Source organism: Algoriphagus namhaensis (assembly GCF_042649705.1).
GTDB classification, from domain to species: Bacteria; Bacteroidota; Bacteroidia; order Cytophagales; family Cyclobacteriaceae; genus Algoriphagus; species Algoriphagus namhaensis.
Window position 1 is genome coordinate 476,377 of record NZ_JBHRZS010000006.1, and the last position, 17,000, is coordinate 493,376.

Genomic DNA, 17,000 nt, shown 5'->3' on the forward strand with positions numbered 1-17,000 from the left:
TGGCGCGGGCTTGAGAATTAGTAATCGATATAATTTAAAAAATAATCCGCGCCAAAATCCAGCATTGACAAGATTTTAAGGTTAATTAATTGTAACCTCTCCTTATTTGATTGACTATCAAGACAATAAAATTTAATCTGAATCAAGAAAAATTTCTATCTCTTTTATTCGAGTAGCGCGGCGATATCTGCTTGATCCAAAGTCTTCATGAAACTCTCCTCTGAGCCAATTAATTCACCTGCCAGAGCCAGTTTCCTGCTTTGCAAAGCCATAATTTTCTCTTCTACAGACCCTTTGGTGATAAACTTGTAGATGATCACTTTATTCTGTTGACCGATTCGGTGGGCCCGATCGATAGCCTGAGCTTCCACGGCAGGATTCCACCAAGGGTCAAGTAAGAAAACATACTCCGCCTTGGTCAAATTAAGACCTACTCCACCAGCCTTTAGCGAAATCAAAAAGACCTTTATTTCATCTTGCTCTTGGAATCGCTCCACTTGTCTCTGACGATCCTTGGTTGTTCCATCGAGATAGGAATAAGGAATTCCCTCCGACTCGAGATATTCACGTACGATGGACAAATGCCTTACGAATTGGCTAAAGACCAAAACCTTGTGCCCCTCTGAAATGGTGGACTGCAGCATGTAGGTGACATCTTCCAATTTTCCTGAGTCCCCCTTAAAATCATCTCTAACCAACTTAGGATGATTGGCTATTTGTCGGAGCTGAGTCAATCCACGGAGCAAGGTGAATTGCTGAGTGCTACGACCAGTTTCTTGAATCTCACTTACTATCTTTTCTCGGTAGTAGTTCTTCACTTCCTCATAGACCTCCTCTTGCTCGGCGGTCATATCGGAGTACTTCACATTCGTAATTTTCTCTGGGAGATCCGTAGCCACTTGTGATTTGAGGCGACGAAGAATGAAGGGCTTAATCAATGCGGCCAATTTCCCTGCCTTATCTTTATCCTTTTGCTTTTCTATCGCAAAAAGGAAGTTCTTTTTAAAACTAGACTGCGAGCCAAGCAAGCCTGGATTCACAAAATTCATTTGGGACCACAGATCCATAGTGCCATTTTCTACTGGTGTGCCAGTGAGAATCAGCCTCTGCTTGCATTTCAGCTTATTTACCGCATTTGCGATATTACTCGTTGGATTTTTAATGGCCTGTGACTCATCGAGGATGATATAATTGAAGAAAAACTCTTTCAAAACATCTACATCCAGACGAGTGATTCCGTAGCTAGTCAAGACTAAATCATATTCTCCAAACTGCCATGGATCTTTTATACGGTGAGTCCCTGTATATACCAGTATTTTCAGATCGGGAGTAAATTTTCTTGCCTCAAGCTCCCAGTTGTAAATCAAGGAGGTTGGCATTACCAGCAATGAGGTAAAACTTGGATTTTGCTCCTTTTCATAAGCCAAAAGCGCCAAGGTCTGTACAGTCTTACCCAGACCCATATCATCAGCCAAGCAGCCTCCAAACTTAAACTCATTCAAAAATCTCAGCCAATTGTAGCCTTCTTTCTGATATGGTCGAAGCACCCCTTGAAAAGAAGTAGGAATGTCAAATTGCTCAATTGACTCGAAATTCCGTAGATTTTCTAGCTTCCTGCTCAAGGTCAACTGCACCAAATCTCCCTTTTCCAATTCCTTGGCCAAAGCCAAATGATGCTTACGCATCACCATGGTATTTTCCTGACCCCGGTCTTCCATAAAGCTGAAAAGCTCTGAGTAATTTACATACCATGAAGCAGGGATCACAGCGATTTCCCCATTAGGAAGTTCAAATTCAGTCTTACCAGCCATCATCAGCTTCCTCAGCTTGGCAAAGCTTACTAAGTACAAGCCAAACTTGATTTTAGCATGCACATCGAACCAGTCAATGTTTTCATTTACTTCAATAGAAATCTGTGCTTTGCCAATGTGGTAAATCTTACCATTCTGTTCACCCACTTGCACGATCCGTATTCCATTTTCTTCTAAGATATCCTCATTTTGGCTGATCCAGTCAAAAGCTTCCGCCTTGGCCATTCCCACTCGCCCTTTTCGAACAGGCAAGCCCAAGTCGTGTAGCAATTTACCGTAAGACTTCTCCTTCTGAACACTTCGAACAACCTTATAAAAGGTGTATGTACCGTTTTTCTCTTCAAGCCTTACACTATTCTCAGAGAGTTGATCTGCCCGGTAATCGATATCACCATATTGAAATCGCAACTCAAAAGCAATCTGACTTTCTCCGGTATTATTGTCTCTGTTTTCAAAAAGATCTGCTGTGCCATTACTTGGCAGGTCACTGATCCCTACTTTCACTTGTGGAGAACCCCGCTCAATCTTAATCTCAAAACCATGCCCAATGACATCAAACTGAGTCAATAAATTAGCAATGAACTTTCTGTAATAGGTGGGCTCGAATTTCTTTTCGATGACCACAAACTTCTTTCGAAGAAAAGGGAGAAGTTTTTTTCCATCCAGCCCCTTATCGAAGTAATACAGTTCATGATTCATTAGAAGCCACGCAGGCTCATTACATAGCAAATAGCCGCCTTTTTGATCTATTTCTAGAATCTCCCCTTCATGCTTAAATGTGGGACGGTAATGTGTATTATCGGGATTTTTATAAAAATGAAAATGAACGGTTACCGGCTTGGGATGTACTCGAATTTCTTTCCAAATTGGGTTCTTGTCATTGGCCATTTCAAAAAGTCGCTTACCAATGAGCAAGGGCAAAATCTTAGCGCGAATCGCCTCTAAATCGGCTTCTATCTGCTCTTGAACTTTAAGATCCTCGGTCTTGGGATCATAGATTTTTCTAAGAAAATCTTTGGGCCGAATATTTCTTTTGATGTATGGCTTCACCACCACCTCTTGGGCCATTCCATCCATCAGCTTGATCAACTTATAATCCGCCTCATTTAGTTTTGAATCGAATTCTGAGGCATTTTGATAGCTGATATTTTGATTGGCCAAAGACAACCTTCCCTGTTCGTCTAGCTGAACCGCATAGGATTCAAATAGCAAACCGAGATACTCGTGACTATATAATGAATAGATAATTTCAAAAGGCTGATCGGGATTAACAATCATCGGGGAATTATAATTGGTGAGGTAAAACGCACAAAAGCGAGCAATCTTTCTTGAATGAGTTTTACTAAAAAGTAAATCCTTCAATGCAATCTGAAAAGTACTAAAAAAAGCGCAATTTCAGTGCATAAATGCCCTGTTTTCACAAAATCCAGTCAAAAGAAACTTATGAGAACTCGAAAAATTGGAGCTCCTCGCTGAATTCTTTAGAATTTTACTGTCCGCTTGAAATTACTTAAAGCGAGTCTTCAGACTTTTCTATTTCCTCCGAAAGCTCTATCTCTTCGCCAGCAGAAGGTTCTTTTTCTTCAGATTTTTCTGGAAAGAACTTACTCTGAAATAGCAAAATAATCGCTACACCAACGAAAATTGAAGCGTCTGCTATATTGAAAATGGGCCAAAGTGCTGTGTAATCCCCACCCCAAAGAGGTACCCACTCAGGAATATATCCTTCCCAAATATCGAAATAAAACATATCGACCACCTGCCCATGAAACCAAGGAGTCGGAGCGTTATAGGGTGCATTATTGAGCCATACGCCATAAAAGACAGAGTCCACCAAATTGCCTATGGCCCCTCCGAGAATCATGGCAATACAAAATATATAGGTTGGGTGTTGCTTGCTATTGATTATGTAATACAGATAATAACTGATCCCAAACATGGCTACCAACCTAAAAGAAGTCAAGATCATTTTGCCATACTCGGAGCCGAGCTGCATCCCAAAGGCCATTCCAGGATTTGTGGTGTAATGAAGTTTAAACCAATCTCCAAAAATCGGAATCTGCCCAGGAGTACCGAAGTCCATTTCAAAATGAACCCACATTTTTACTGCCTGATCAATTAAAATTACCAGAAGCGTAATCCCAAAATACTTGATATACTTATTCATTCATCTTTAGATTTTAGGCTTTGGCCACTTTTACCTTCACCTCAAAATCATCGAGATCCAGTACTGTCCCATTTTCAATTTCAGCCATTTTCTCCAGCTCTAGCGCTTGAGTTTCAGTTTTGATATACTCACCGAAGTGATCCACAGTCGCTTCGACCAGTTCATTCCCCGCTTCGATGCCGATGGTGATTTTATCCTGCACCTCTAGCCCCATGTCCTTCCGGAGATTTTGAACTCTATTGACCAAATCTCTCGCAAGCCCCTCCTCTTTCAAGGCGTCAGTCAGAGTTACATCTAGAGCTACGGTCACCCCCTGATCGGATGCCACAGACCAGCCTGGGATGTCTTGTGAACTGATCAATACTTCTTCCAAAAGCAAGGTGATGGCCTCTCCGTCTGCATCCACAGAAATAGTTCCATTTCTCTCGATCTCAGCAATCTCGGCCTGTCCCCAGTTTTTGATGGCGGCTACCACGAATCTCATCTTTGGTCCTAACTTCTTACCTAAAACCGGCAGATTAGGTTTCACATCTTTAACCAAAATTCCTGAAGCATCATCAATATATTCCACACGCTTGATATTCACCTCAGACATGATCAAATCCTCCACATGCATGATTTGCGTTTTTGTTTCTTCGGAAAGGACAGGAATCAAAATCCGTTCAAGCGGCTGACGCACTTTCATTTTCTCCTTTTTTCGCAAGGAATGCACCAAAGACGAAATCGTCTGGGCCAAGGTCATACTCTTTTCCAGCGTGGTATTGATTAAGGAATTATCTGCAACTTCCCAATCCGTCAAATGAACAGACTCAGCCTTTTCTGAACTGGACGCTGTAAGGTTTTGATACAACCAATCCGCATAGAATGGCGCAAATGAGGACATTAATTTGCTCAAAGAAAGCAAGCATTCATACAAGGTCTCGTAAGCAGCCTGCTTATCCTCATTCATGTCACCTCTCCAAAATCTCTTTCGAGCCAATCTCACGTACCAATTGCTGAGCTGGTCTACCGTGAAATTCATAATCGCTCGAGTTGCTCGGGTGGCGTCATATTGGTCCATAGCATCCTCCACCTCAAGAATTAAAGACTGAAGCTTGGATATGATCCACTGATCTAGCTCAGCTCTGCGGGCAACTGGCACCATCTTGGATTTATCGTAGACGAACTCGTCCAGATTAGCATACAGCGCAAAGAAATTATAAGTGTTTTGTAGGGTTCCAAAAAATCGGCGCTGAACCTCAGCCACTCCGTCAAGGCTAAATTTCAGGTTATCCCAAGGATTGGCATTGCTCAGCATGTACCAGCGCAAAGCATCAGGGCCGTATTCCTTTAGGGTCTTGAATGGATCCACGGCATTGCCCAATCGCTTAGACATTTTGTTTCCGTTTTTATCCAAAACCAACCCATTTGCAATCACGTTTTTGAAGGCCACACTATCGAAAAGCATCACCGCTATCGCATGGAGCGTAAAGAACCAACCTCGAGTCTGATCCACTCCCTCAGCGATATAATCTGCCGGATAATTGGCTTTAAAAATATCTTCGTTTTCAAAAGGATAATGCCACTGGGCATAAGGCATAGCCCCAGAATCAAACCACACATCAATAAGGTCAGGCTCCCGGTACATTTCCTGTCCAGAATCGGATACCAAGATCACGTCATCGACATACGGCCTGTGAAGGTCTAGCTCTTTGCCTTCATAGGGAGATTTTTCCATAAAGCCCTTTGAGATGGATTTTTCTATCTCGGCCTGGAGTTCAGCGATAGAGCCTATGCATTTTTCTTCAGACCCATCCTTTGTTCTCCAAATAGGCAATGGAGTCCCCCAAAATCTGGAGCGGGAAAGATTCCAGTCCACTAGATTTTCCAGCCAATTGCCAAATCGACCCGTTCCAGTCGCCTCTGGCTTCCAGTTGATGGTTTTGTTCAGCTCAACCAATCGGTCTTTGTAAGCAGTGGTTTTGATAAACCAGCTTTCCAGTGGATAGTAAAGTACCGGCTTATCTGTTCTCCAACAGTGTGGATAGCTGTGCTCGTACTTTTCTACCTTAAAGGCTTTATTTTCATTCTTTAGAATGATCGAAATGATGATATCTGTGTTCTTATAATCCGACTGCGACTCATCATCCTCAGTATAGTTTTTCACATAGAAATCCTTCACACCATACTCCTTGTGCGCTGTGATTACATGTTCTTTCATTTTCGCAGCGAGGTATTCTCCCACCACAGGAAGGAATCTTCCTTGCTTATCTACGACGGGAATGTCATTGCCCTTTTCATCCTGAACAAAGACTCCTGGGACATCATTCTGAACCAAAGTTCTAAAGTCATCCGCACCGAATGCCTTAGCCAAATGCACGATTCCTGTACCATCCTCGGTGGTCACATAATCACCAGAAATCACCGTAAAGGCCGGATGCGGAAGGGCTAATCCCTCGATGGGAAACAGCTGCTCATATTCCCAACCCAACATCTCTTTTCCTTTAAACTCCTCCACCACTTCAAAGGGGATTAATTTATCACCCCCTTGGTAGTCCTCGATTTTGAGTTCGGCCGCCTTGGGATTGAAGTAGGCATTCATTCTAGCCTTTGCCAAAATCACAAAACAGGGGTCAAAGGTATAGGGATTGAAAGTCCGAACTTTCACATAGTCCAGATTTTCCCCGATGGCCAAAGCCGAATTAGAAGGCAAAGTCCAAGGCGTGGTCGTCCAAGCAAGGATGTAGGTATTATCCTGTCCCTGGAGTTTAAACTGGGCAGTGATTGACGTATCCTTCACATCCTTGTAGGTTCCCGGCTGGTTCAATTCATGGGAAGAAAGCCCCGTACCCGCAGCAGGTGAGTAGGGTTGAATCGTGTAGCCTTTGTACAAAAGACCCTTATCGTACAGTTTCTGGAGGAGACTCCAGAGTGTCTCAATATACTTCGAATCGAAAGTGATGTAAGGGTCATCTAGGTCAACCCAGTAACCGATTTTTTCAGTCAGGTCATCCCATTCGTCCTTGAATCGCATCACCGTCTCACGGCATTTGCGATTATAGTCCTCCACAGAGATTTTCGTTCCTATATCTTCTTTGGTGATACCAAGTTCTTTTTCCACCTGAAGCTCCACGGGAAGTCCATGGGTATCCCAGCCACCTTTTCGCTTCACTTGGAAGCCTTTAAGGGTCTTATATCTACAGAAAATATCCTTGAGAGCTCTCGCCATCACGTGGTGAATCCCGGGCGTACCATTGGCAGATGGAGGTCCCTCGAAAAAAGTGAAAGTTTCAGCTCCTTCTCGATTGGCAATGGATTTTTCAAAAATCTGATGGTCTTTCCAATAGCTCAGGACACTTTCTCCTATGCCCGGATAGTCAACTTGTTTGTACTCTTGATATTTTTTCACTGTAGCCTTTCTGGTAAGCAAGTAGATTATTTTCTTTTTTGGGCGTGCCCCCGTCTGAAAAAGCCGGGGTCGGGCTATCCGATGTATCCCTAAATCCCGATTAACATCGGGCTTCAGGGATGCCGCTTCTATCCCTCACGCATGAGCAGGAATATCCTCCTCAAAAGCAGGCACAAAGATAGTAGAAAAACCCTTTTGGGGAGGCGGAATAGGAAAAAATGGCCGCTTCTAACATGCAAAACGAAAAGCCCTCAATTTGACATGGTGATAAATCTGGGCAATTGGAGGGATTAAGCTCAAAATCCACCACAATCATGGCATCAGTAGTTTGGGTTTGGTCAGAAGAAATTACCTTTAATCTTCACGCGCAAACCACTTGACTCGAAATGATCAACCTAAATTCATCCATTACCTTACCCTGCGGAGCGGTCCTCACCAACCGCTTAGCGAAAGCTCCTATGACAGAGCGCATGAGCAATGCAGCATACGAACCTATTCCTGCACATGAGCATCTCTACCGGATCTGGTCGGAAACGGGTTCGGGTCTACTGATCACAGGAAATGTGATGATAGATAAGGATCACATGGAGTCTGCCGGAAATGTGTTCTTCGGTGACGAAGCCATGATCCCCAAATTAAAGGCATGGACGGCAGCCGGAACCGTGAATGGAAATCACCTTTGGGCCCAGATTTCACACTCAGGAAGGCAAACCAACCGCTTTGTGAATCCCAATCCTAAAGCACCATCGCAAGTCCAACTGAATAAACTTTTACTCTTTGGCAAACCAGTGGCCATGACCCATCACGATATCGAAAAGGTGATTGTGGGTTTTCGGCGTGCCGCCAAAATCGCAAAGGCGTCTGGATTTACAGGAATTCAAATCCATGCTGCTCATGGCTATTTGCTCAGTCAGTTTCTCTCTCCCCTAACCAATCGCCGAACAGACGAATGGGGCGGAAGCTTGGAAAATAGAAGTCGACTGCTCTTGGAAATCGTCAAGGAATGTCGAGAAGAAGTTGGAAATACTTTCCCCATTTCTGTCAAGTTAAACTCTTCGGATTTTCAGCGAGGAGGATTCACTGAATCAGATTCTCTGGAAGTGGTAAAAAAACTCAGTGATGCAGGAATTGATCTTCTCGAAGTTTCGGGAGGAACCTATGAAAAAGTAGCTTTTTTCCTGGGAAAAGACGAAAAAACCCAAAAAGAAAGCACGAAGAAGAGAGAGGCCTATTTTTTGGATTTTGCTAAGCAGGTAAGAGAGATCAGCACAGTTCCCCTGATGATCACGGGAGGGTTTCGATCTTATGACTTTTGCAATGAGGTGCTCGCTAGTGGAGAGTGTGACCTGATAGGAATGGGAAGACCTTTTATCGGCAATTGTGATCGCATAGCGGATTTCATGAATGGAAAGGTTTCCTATCTGGAGAATCCTCCGATACGAACAGGCTTCAAAGCTTTTGAGGATGCTGCAGAAGCAGGTTACTACGCTCGGCAGCTCATCAATATTGCTGAAGGAAGAGGCTTAAAAGCAAATCTCAACCCCATAGCCTGTTCCATGTTTATCGTCACGCACGAGTTTAAAAAAGCTCGAGAAAAGAAAAACCGCTGAGTGAATTCAGCGGCTTTCTTTAAAAATTAAATACGAAAAGCCTCTTGAAATAATTCATCTCAATAAAGAGACTCGAATTTTTAGAATTTAACCTTCGCCTCAGTTTTCGATCCATCCCGCTGATAGACTAGCGTAGCTTCATCGCCTTTGGCGAAAGCACTCAAAGCTCGCATATAGCTCATCATATCCACGATCGTAGAGTCTCCCAATTGGACGATAATGTCTCCTTTTTGAAGACCAGCCGCTTGAGCAGGTTTGTCCTCCGAGACTCCATCGATCCGCATCCCCTGACCATCAAATAAATAATCTGGCACAACACCGAGCGAAACAGTAAATCTTGGAGAGTCCCCTGAAGAGTCCTTGGTCTTGGTAAAAGCCAATTTTGGCTCCTGATCCAGTTGGTCAATCAATCGATCGATGTATTTTACCACCAGCATTAGCCCATCATAATTGATGAGATCGGAGTCATCAGAAGGTTTGTGATAATCTTCATGCTGCCCCGTGAAAAGGTGTAGTACTGGCAGATCTTGCAAATAAAACGACGTATGATCTGATGGCCCAACCCCAGACTCAGAGGTCACCAATTTTAGGCTATCTGCATTTACCATGTCCAAAGCAGGAACGAAGGAAGGACTCGTCCCCACTCCATTAATAGCAAGCGTTTTTTCTTCATTTAGTCGTCCTACCATATCCATGTTAATCATGTAATTGACTGTTTCCAGATCGATGGTAGGGTTTTTTACAAAGTAATTCGATCCCCAAAGACCGTTTTCTTCACCGGAAAAGGCAATAAACAGGAAATTCGAGTTGTGCTTTTCAAACTTCAGAATTTTGGCCAAAGCCAACAAAGCTGCCGTTCCTGAGGCATTATCATCGGCTCCATTATGAATCGCCGAATCGCCTCGATGTAGCGATCCTTGTCCGCCCATACCCAAGTGATCGAAATGCGCTCCTATCACAATCGTGTTTTCTGACTTATTATCAATAAAGCCCACCACATTTCTTCCAGTCACTCCTTCGCCATCTGTTCCAATTACTGCTTCCTCGTGGGGATTGGTTGGTTTCGATACGGTAAAAGGTTGGAAATATCCTTCAGTTCCCTTGGGATCAAGACCCGCTTTTTTGAATTCAGTGGCTAGATATTCAGCAGCTTTTTCTTCTCCGGCTGTTCCAATAGCTCGGCCTGCAAGTTCATCAGCAGCCAAATAGGTCACATCTGTTTTCAAACCTTCGAGCAACTCTGCATCCGTAGGAGCTTGGTTACAGCTAAAAGTAAAAAACAATGCACTCGCAAGTATATAGTAGTAGTTCTTCTGGTTTTTCATTGTCTTAGAATATTTAGCGCAAAGATAATAATTGGTATCTTCGCCCAGCAATTTAAAACCATTCTAATTAGAATAATGAGATCATTAATTATTATCGCTCTTTTAGCAGCATTTGCTTGCAGCCCGAAGTCAGAAACCACCAATGAAATCAATACTGAAGCACACTCTGCTTCAGATTCTCTTTTGCTACAGCCAGAGGAGATGAAATACCTGAAGAACATTAAGCAGTTGACCTTTGGTGGCAATAATGCCGAGGCCTACTGGTCATTTGATGACCAAATGCTCGTCTTCCAGTCAGACTATGCCGGCTGGGGCAACGAATGCGATCAGATTTTCTACACCAATTGGAAGACCGACGATCTAAAAAATAACAAGCCACAGCTACTGAGTACTGGTTTGGGAAGAACCACTTGCTCTTATTTCCTACCAGACAACACCATCGTCTATGCTTCTACACATCTAGGTGGAGAAAATTGTCCACCTACTCCAGAAGCTAGAACTGATGGTAAATACGTTTGGCCTATCTATGATTCCTTCGACATTTTCACGGCTGATTTAGAGGGAAACCAGCTTGCTCAGCTCACATTCGAACCAGGATATGATGCTGAAGCTACTGTTTCGCCAAAAGGAGATCGAATGGTATTTACCTCCATGAGAACTGGTGATTTGGAGCTTTTCACAATGAATCTGGATGGAACAGATGTACGACAAGTCACTTCAGAGCTAGGATATGATGGTGGAGCATTCTTCTCACCAGACGGAAGCAAACTAATCTGGAGAGCGTCTAGACCGCAGACAGATGAGGAAATCAAGGAATACAAAGATCTTTTGGCCGAAGGGCTAGTCATGCCGACCAGCATGGAACTCTATGTAGCAAATGCTGATGGGACTGATGTAAGAAAATTGACTGACTTGGGTAAGGCCAACTGGGCGCCTTTCTTTCATCCATCCGGTGAAAAAATCATCTTCGCTTCTAATCACCAGACAGAGCGTGGATTTCCATTCAATCTATTTATGATCAATCTGGATGGCACTGGATTGACCAAAATCACTAATGACGGCACGTTCGACGCCTTCCCTGTTTTCTCAAATGACGGTAAATACCTAGTTTTTGCTTCGAATAGAAACAATGGCGGCACAAGAGACACGAATCTCTTTGTAGCAGAGTGGATTGGAAATTAATCCAAGTGAGTGAGCCATGTGGACCTGTCCTATTTGTGAGCGAGATCTGAAGCGAGAAAATCAATGGCATATGTGCATCAAGGCGGACTTGGATTCGCTTTTTGCAGGAAAGCCAAAGGAACTAGAGTTTATCTTTGACAAGATCCTTGCAGAGGTGATCGACTGGGATAACGTGATCGTAAGCAATACCAAAAAAGCGATTATGTTTGTTCACAATCAAACCTTTCTTGTAATCAGACCCATGAGCAAGTTCTTGGATCTTCAGTTTTATTCTAAGGAGGTGCAGTCATGCCCTCCTTTTTTTAAATCTAGGCAGGTCTCAAAGAAATTTGAAAACCATCTGAGAATTTTCACTTTGGAAGAACTTTCCCCAAAGCTGATTTCATGGATTCGAGATTCATACGAAATGCTTTAGCTTGAAAATCAATTACTCATAGTTTGATTTTTTTTTACTTTCACTTTAAAAATCTAACTTCGTAACAAACATCAACCCTACATAATGAAAATTTTAAAATCAATTTTAAGCCTGACCCTAGTGATGCTTTTCGTGAGTTCACTAGCCTTTACCTCATGTGGAGGAAAGAAAGAAGGAACCAACAATGCTGACCAAACTGAACAATCAGAAGGTGGTGAGCATCCTGAGGGAGGTGAACATCCTGAAGGCGGTGAGCATCCCGAGGGTGAACATCCAGCAGAGGGAGACAGCACCGAAACAACGGATAGCTAATCATGAAAACAGTAAAAGGAGGCTTAAGCCTCCTTTTTTTTATGATTCTGACTCACCTCTTCGGAATGAGAATTTGGAATTAACCTTTACTTCCTTTCCATCGATTTCCAAATAAGGATAGGCAAGAAAATTAATCGCTCCTGCTTCTGGCCCAGGGTTGAGTACCAGGTCTCGACCTCTACTTAGCTCAATTCGATTCGCTGGATGTCTGCCAAAATAATAGGTTGCAAGGGCTGTGTACTTATTCCCCTCGCTGATATCCACAGGCCACCATTTTCCATCTGCGTAGAATTCTGCCCAGCAATGATAGCCATCAATTCCTCCCTCATTTCGATCTGAGGGAATACTTGCCCCGATCGCAAAGCGTGCAGGAATCCCCACTGATCTAGCCAAGGAAATAAAGAAAGAGTGAAACTCAGTACAATTACCGGTTTTTGAATCACAAGCATAATTAGAATCTCCTTTGCCGTAATCTCCAACTTTGGCATATTTCATATTGTCAATGATGTAATCGTAGAGCACCCGAGCTTGGACCAGATGCGAATCGTTTATTTTATCGCCGATTTCCTCCTTTGCAATTTCTTCAAATCGACCGCCGGTAGGCATCAGTTTGGTTGAGGCCAAATACAGTTTGGGGTCTGGCATTGCTGCCTCATAAGGACCTTTTTCCTTTCTCTTTACGCGATAGGTTAGGGAGATTTCTTCCCCAGAATTTTCTGGGCCTAGCTCAAAAAACAACAAAGTGTTTCCGTAATTCCCGTCTTTGATTTCCTTGGTCCCGGTCGGTACTTCTTTGCTAACTAGCACTATTTCCTGAAAAGGATCCGACTCAGCAATAGGAATCCACATTTTCGCAGGGCCCTCGAGTTGCGGCAACTGGGCGGTATAGTAAAATTCAAATTCATCTCTACCTTCAACCACCCCAAGGAGGCTATTATTGGATTCCTCTAAGGGAAGTCTATACCAAGTTTTGTCTTCCTTATTTTGCTTCCATGAGTAAAATGGCTTCCCGTTCAATTTGTGAACCGTGGTGGACGTCACTCCCATGGATCCCGGCTCTCCCTCCATAAAGAAATCCACATCATATACATCTCCGCTTTCATCCACCAAATCCACGCAGGCAAAATGACTAGTAGGCCCTAGATTGGAAAGGTACTCAGTATGAACCCTCACCAGCTTCATTTTCAGATCGTGATTTTCGTCCTTCACAGGAAAAAACCCTTCATTTTCAGCCTGCTTTTCAGCAATAAAAGCCTTGATCCCTTGCTCAATTTCGTCAATGCTGACTTTTTGATAGGATTGAGTTGGTTTCGAAGACTCATTAGTTTCTTCCTTTTTTTCACATGAAAAAGAAAGAAAAGCCAAGAAACAGCTGAAGAAAACGATAGAAAGGTGATTTTTTGTCATTGAGCTAAGTTAATGGCTACTTGGGACTTTTTCGAATTTAGATCTTTCAATCAGTGGAAAAAACAAAGTGAGAAGAATAATCCTTCTTTACTCTCTCGATTTTTTTATCTTCAGGAAAGTCAAATCCTATGGAACGTAAAGTCACTATCTCCCCCTTTTGCCTCGCTGGGATATCCATTCGTACCTCCAATGCTAAAAACCAAGCAGCTGAGGATTTAGGAAAATTGTGGCAAGATTTTTACCAAAAGTCCATCCCTAGCTTGATAGAAAATCCGCTCTCCGAAGAGGTGATCGCAGTGTACACAGCATATGAGTCAGATTATCGTGGAGCTTATACGGGGTTCATAGGGCTAAAAGTGGACACAAATGAAAAGATCCCTAATGGTCTTGAGAAGCTTGAAATTTCTGGAGGATCATATTTAGCTATTTCTGTAAAGGGTGAGCCTAGTCAAAGTATTCCCAAAGCTTGGGTAGATATCTGGGCGAGAGAGGACTCTCTAAAAAGAAAATACACGGCTGACTTTGAGGTCTATGGGGAGGAAAGCAATAAAGGCCCCGACTCGAATGTGACTATTTACTTGGCAATAGACCAAACTTAAAGGAGCTCAGGATTTTTTTAGAATCCTTATATTAAGAAGGAGAAAACCAAAACAGCCCTCGAGTTTTTAAGAAAACTGCTCTTTTTAAGACTTAGAATTATGAATAAATATTTACGCCTAGTTCTCCCCCTCACCGTCACTTTGGCGCTTATTTGCCTGAAAATTTATTTGGGTGATCAGTCTAAGGATTGGCAGGGTGTCTTCAGTTATCTTCCTCATTTGAATACGGTTTTGATTATCATAGGTCTCACTTGGTCGGCCTTTGTTCTGATCAGAATTCTAAAGGGTATTTTTCTGAAACAATATGATATCAATCGAGAGGATAATCTCAGAGCCAGAAAGGTGTACACCCAAATAAACATCCTCCACAAAGTGGCCAATTTTGTGGTCATCTTGATCGGCGTAGGTTTGATTTTGGTCTCCTTCGAACCCATCCGGCAATTCGGAGTTGGGCTTTTTGCCTCTGCCGGAGTGGCAGGAATTATCATTGGTTTCTCTGCTCAAAAGGCCATTGGAACGCTCATCGCAGGTATCCAAATCGCCATTACTCAGCCCTTTAGATTGGATGACGCTGTGGTAGTAGAGGGAGAGTGGGGCTGGATTGAGGAGATTAACCTAAATTATGTAGTTGTGAGAATTTGGGACCAACGACGACTGGTTCTTCCTTCCACTTATTTCTTGGAAAAACCCTTTCAAAACTGGACTCGAAGCTCAGCAGATATCACAGGCACGGTTTTTTTGTACACCGATTACACTATTTCCTTTGATGCCATGCGCGAGGAGTTGGATAAAATTTTGAAGAGAACAGACTTATGGGATAAAAAAGTGAAGGTTCTTCAAGTAACGGAAGCCAAAGAACATAATGTGGAAACCCGAATTCTAGTCTCTGCCAAAAACTCTCCAACTGCCTGGGATCTGCGAGTATTTGTTCGGGAAGAAATGATCAAATTCATCCAAAAAAATTATCCAGAATCCCTACCCAAAACAAGGGTCCTACTCCAGCCCGAACCTAAAACTCCTGAGTCATGAAAAGATTTTGGCTGCTAATTTTTCTTATGGCAAGCATGATCCTAGTTTTTTTTGGACTGGCCATGGCTCTGGATCTTCCTTATTTAGGAGATGACGATAGTATCCAAGATTTATCCAGACCTCTTGCTCTTAGTTTAGGAGTGATTTTACTTGCTGCAGATGTACTGCTTCCAGTACCATCCAGCCTGATCATGATCACCAATGGCGCTCTCTTCGGCGTAATTTTAGGAGCAGCACTTTCTCTTTTAGGAGCAACTCTTTCCATATTAATCGGATGGCTTCTTGGTAAAGCAAGCGATCGATGGACAAGAAAGTTGTTGGGAGAAGAAGGCTTGCAGCAGGGTCAGCATTTTCTAAAAAAATGGGGAAATCTGGCCATAATTGTAAGTAGACCTATCCCCGTATTAGCCGAGACTATGACAATAGTATGCGGAAGTTTGGGTTACCCTATGTGGAAAACCCTCACATACGGAGTTTTAGGTCTGATTCCCACTTGTTTGTTTTATGCCTATACTGGCGATTTGGCCCTTAGCTTTGAAAGTAATTGGCAGAGTTTTGCCCTGGTATTGACTGTTGCCGCATTCGTTTGGCTTATTGGTCTTCTTGTGAAGAAAAAATCTTTACCTCCTGAGCTAGGCCCCTCCAAAAATCCATCATGAAATCACAACGCACCATCTCCCAGAATTCAATTTTAATTATGATGATCTTTTATGGGTTATCCAATTATGCAAGCGCACAGAGCAAGGATTCTGTTCGGATAGAAATTTCTGGATTTGTGGACCTTTATTATGGGCAAAACTTTGAGAACTCCGAGTCAGGTAGCAGGTTTCCATTCCTATACAATCACAATCGGCAAAACCAATTTGCCGTCAATCTAGCCCTGGTCCGCGCTTCCCTAGTTGCCGGACGCTTCCGGGCCAATCTTGGCTTGCAACAAGGAACCTATGCTCAGGATAATTATAGTGCAGAGCCTAAAGCCCTTCGCTGGATTCACGAAGCCAACCTAGGCTATGCCTTAAATGCAGAAAAAACTGTGTGGCTAGATGCAGGCGTTTTACCCTCGCATATGGGTTTTGAAAGTGCTGTTTCCATCGAAAACCTCACACTCTCCCGTTCCATTATCGCTGAAAACAGCCCCTATTTTGAGACTGGCGTGAAGCTCGGCTGGCAAAAAAGTGAACGTTGGTATTTTTCATTTATGTACCTCAATGGATGGCAAAGAATCCAGGCCATTCCAGGAAGAAACAATCCTTCTTTTGGCACACAGGCCACTTTCAGTCCCAGTAATAATCTAACCTTAAACTGGAGTACCTTCGTGGGAACCGATCAAAATAGAGAAGCAGGAACCTCACTCTATTTCAGTAATTTTTACCTGGATTGGACTCCTGGGGAAGGATGGAGATTAATTGCTGGCTTGGATGCCGGAAAGCGTACTATAGAGCTAGAAGCTGACCGAAACTGGTGGGGTACTTCTGTTATTTTGCAACGTAAATTCTCCCAGCGATTTGCCTCGGCCATAAGATATGAATACTATCATGATCCATTACAGGCCATCGCTCCTAGCAATGTTAATGAAGGTATCCAAACGAGTGGATTGTCGGTAAACACTGATTGGAAAATAGGGCAGCTCATCACTTTTCGACTGGAAGGCAGATGGCTCCAAGCTCCAAGCGAATTTAATCTTGGGTTAGATTCCGGTGAGAGTAGTAATTTCTTCCTCCTTGGCTCAGTGGCTTTATCCATAAATTGATTAGC

The 17,000-nt window shown here is 43.1% G+C and carries 13 protein-coding genes; 8 read left to right on the top strand and 5 right to left on the bottom strand.

The genetic code is table 11. The features are described from left to right. Window positions 1-164 precede the first annotated feature (164 nt). From ACFOSV_RS05875 to ileS, 3 genes are all read right to left on the bottom strand, one after another. Window positions 165-3,089, bottom strand: coding sequence for a DEAD/DEAH box helicase (locus ACFOSV_RS05875; RefSeq protein WP_377904353.1), 2,925 nt, complete (start codon window positions 3,087-3,089; stop codon window positions 165-167). A gap of 232 nt (window positions 3,090-3,321) precedes the next feature. Further along, entirely contained in the window at window positions 3,322-3,978 is a 657-nt protein-coding gene (locus ACFOSV_RS05880; protein ID WP_377904355.1) for a lipoprotein signal peptidase, read from the bottom strand. Window positions 3,979-3,991: 13 nt separating this feature from the next. Then, a complete protein-coding gene (ileS, locus tag ACFOSV_RS05885) occupies window positions 3,992-7,366 on the bottom strand; it encodes an isoleucine--tRNA ligase (RefSeq protein WP_377904357.1) in 3,375 nt (1,124 codons plus the stop codon). Window positions 7,367-7,752: 386 nt separating this feature from the next. Between ileS and ACFOSV_RS05890 the strand changes: the two genes are divergently transcribed. Beyond that, the gene (locus ACFOSV_RS05890; RefSeq protein WP_377904359.1) at window positions 7,753-8,976 is read left to right on the top strand and encodes an NADH:flavin oxidoreductase/NADH oxidase family protein; all 1,224 of its coding nucleotides are present in this window, start codon (window positions 7,753-7,755) and stop codon (window positions 8,974-8,976) included. 80 nt (window positions 8,977-9,056) lie between these two features. Here the strand turns inward: ACFOSV_RS05890 and ACFOSV_RS05895 are convergent, their stop codons facing one another. Next, entirely contained in the window at window positions 9,057-10,301 is a 1,245-nt protein-coding gene (locus ACFOSV_RS05895; protein WP_377904361.1) for a M28 family peptidase, read from the bottom strand. A 75-nt stretch (window positions 10,302-10,376) separates the two neighbouring features. Between ACFOSV_RS05895 and ACFOSV_RS05900 the strand changes: the two genes are divergently transcribed. From ACFOSV_RS05900 to ACFOSV_RS05910, 3 genes are all read left to right on the top strand, one after another. After that, a complete protein-coding gene (locus tag ACFOSV_RS05900) occupies window positions 10,377-11,483 on the top strand; it encodes a TolB family protein (RefSeq protein ID WP_377904363.1) in 1,107 nt (368 codons plus the stop codon). A gap of 16 nt (window positions 11,484-11,499) precedes the next feature. Next, complete coding sequence (locus ACFOSV_RS05905) at window positions 11,500-11,898, top strand: DUF5655 domain-containing protein (RefSeq protein ID WP_377904365.1); 399 nt, start codon at window positions 11,500-11,502, stop codon at window positions 11,896-11,898. A gap of 84 nt (window positions 11,899-11,982) precedes the next feature. Further along, window positions 11,983-12,210 (top strand): hypothetical protein, encoded by a 228-nt coding sequence (locus ACFOSV_RS05910; protein WP_377904367.1) that lies wholly within the window; start codon window positions 11,983-11,985, stop codon window positions 12,208-12,210. A 39-nt stretch (window positions 12,211-12,249) separates the two neighbouring features. Here the strand turns inward: ACFOSV_RS05910 and ACFOSV_RS05915 are convergent, their stop codons facing one another. Further along, window positions 12,250-13,617 carry a transglutaminase-like domain-containing protein gene (locus ACFOSV_RS05915; protein WP_377904369.1) on the bottom strand — a complete coding sequence of 456 codons (1,368 nt, stop codon included), beginning with the start codon at window positions 13,615-13,617 and terminating at the stop codon, window positions 12,250-12,252. 128 nt (window positions 13,618-13,745) lie between these two features. Here ACFOSV_RS05915 and ACFOSV_RS05920 point away from each other — a divergent pair, with 128 nt between their 5' ends. The 4 genes from ACFOSV_RS05920 (at window position 13,746) to ACFOSV_RS05935 (ending at window position 16,995) form a co-directional block, all read left to right on the top strand. After that, window positions 13,746-14,216 (top strand): GyrI-like domain-containing protein, encoded by a 471-nt coding sequence (locus tag ACFOSV_RS05920; RefSeq protein ID WP_377904371.1) that lies wholly within the window; start codon window positions 13,746-13,748, stop codon window positions 14,214-14,216. A gap of 99 nt (window positions 14,217-14,315) precedes the next feature. After that, window positions 14,316-15,245, top strand: coding sequence for a mechanosensitive ion channel family protein (locus tag ACFOSV_RS05925; RefSeq protein ID WP_377904373.1), 930 nt, complete (start codon window positions 14,316-14,318; stop codon window positions 15,243-15,245). After that, window positions 15,242-15,904: a TVP38/TMEM64 family protein gene (locus tag ACFOSV_RS05930; RefSeq protein WP_377904375.1), complete on the top strand. Its 663-nt coding sequence runs from the start codon at window positions 15,242-15,244 to the stop codon at window positions 15,902-15,904. Before ACFOSV_RS05925 ends, ACFOSV_RS05930 begins: the two co-directional genes overlap by 4 nt. Next, window positions 15,901-16,995, top strand: coding sequence for a porin (locus ACFOSV_RS05935; protein ID WP_377904377.1), 1,095 nt, complete (start codon window positions 15,901-15,903; stop codon window positions 16,993-16,995). Before ACFOSV_RS05930 ends, ACFOSV_RS05935 begins: the two co-directional genes overlap by 4 nt. Window positions 16,996-17,000 lie beyond the last annotated feature (5 nt).

Excerpts from the sequence above, each read along its gene's own strand:
- ACFOSV_RS05875 (WP_377904353.1), bottom strand. The coding sequence starts at position 3,089 with ATGATTGTTAATCCCGATCAGCCTTTTGAAATTATCTATTCATTATAT.
- ACFOSV_RS05880 (WP_377904355.1), bottom strand. The coding sequence starts at position 3,978 with ATGAATAAGTATATCAAGTATTTTGGGATTACGCTTCTGGTAATTTTA.
- ACFOSV_RS05890 (WP_377904359.1), top strand. The coding sequence starts at position 7,753 with ATGATCAACCTAAATTCATCCATTACCTTACCCTGCGGAGCGGTCCTC.
- ACFOSV_RS05895 (WP_377904361.1), bottom strand. The coding sequence starts at position 10,301 with ATGAAAAACCAGAAGAACTACTACTATATACTTGCGAGTGCATTGTTT.
- ACFOSV_RS05900 (WP_377904363.1), top strand. The coding sequence starts at position 10,377 with ATGAGATCATTAATTATTATCGCTCTTTTAGCAGCATTTGCTTGCAGC.
- ACFOSV_RS05905 (WP_377904365.1), top strand. The coding sequence starts at position 11,500 with ATGTGGACCTGTCCTATTTGTGAGCGAGATCTGAAGCGAGAAAATCAA.
- ACFOSV_RS05910 (WP_377904367.1), top strand. The coding sequence starts at position 11,983 with ATGAAAATTTTAAAATCAATTTTAAGCCTGACCCTAGTGATGCTTTTC.
- ACFOSV_RS05915 (WP_377904369.1), bottom strand. The coding sequence starts at position 13,617 with ATGACAAAAAATCACCTTTCTATCGTTTTCTTCAGCTGTTTCTTGGCT.
- ACFOSV_RS05920 (WP_377904371.1), top strand. The coding sequence starts at position 13,746 with ATGGAACGTAAAGTCACTATCTCCCCCTTTTGCCTCGCTGGGATATCC.
- ACFOSV_RS05925 (WP_377904373.1), top strand. The coding sequence starts at position 14,316 with ATGAATAAATATTTACGCCTAGTTCTCCCCCTCACCGTCACTTTGGCG.
- ACFOSV_RS05930 (WP_377904375.1), top strand. The coding sequence starts at position 15,242 with ATGAAAAGATTTTGGCTGCTAATTTTTCTTATGGCAAGCATGATCCTA.
- ACFOSV_RS05935 (WP_377904377.1), top strand. The coding sequence starts at position 15,901 with ATGAAATCACAACGCACCATCTCCCAGAATTCAATTTTAATTATGATG.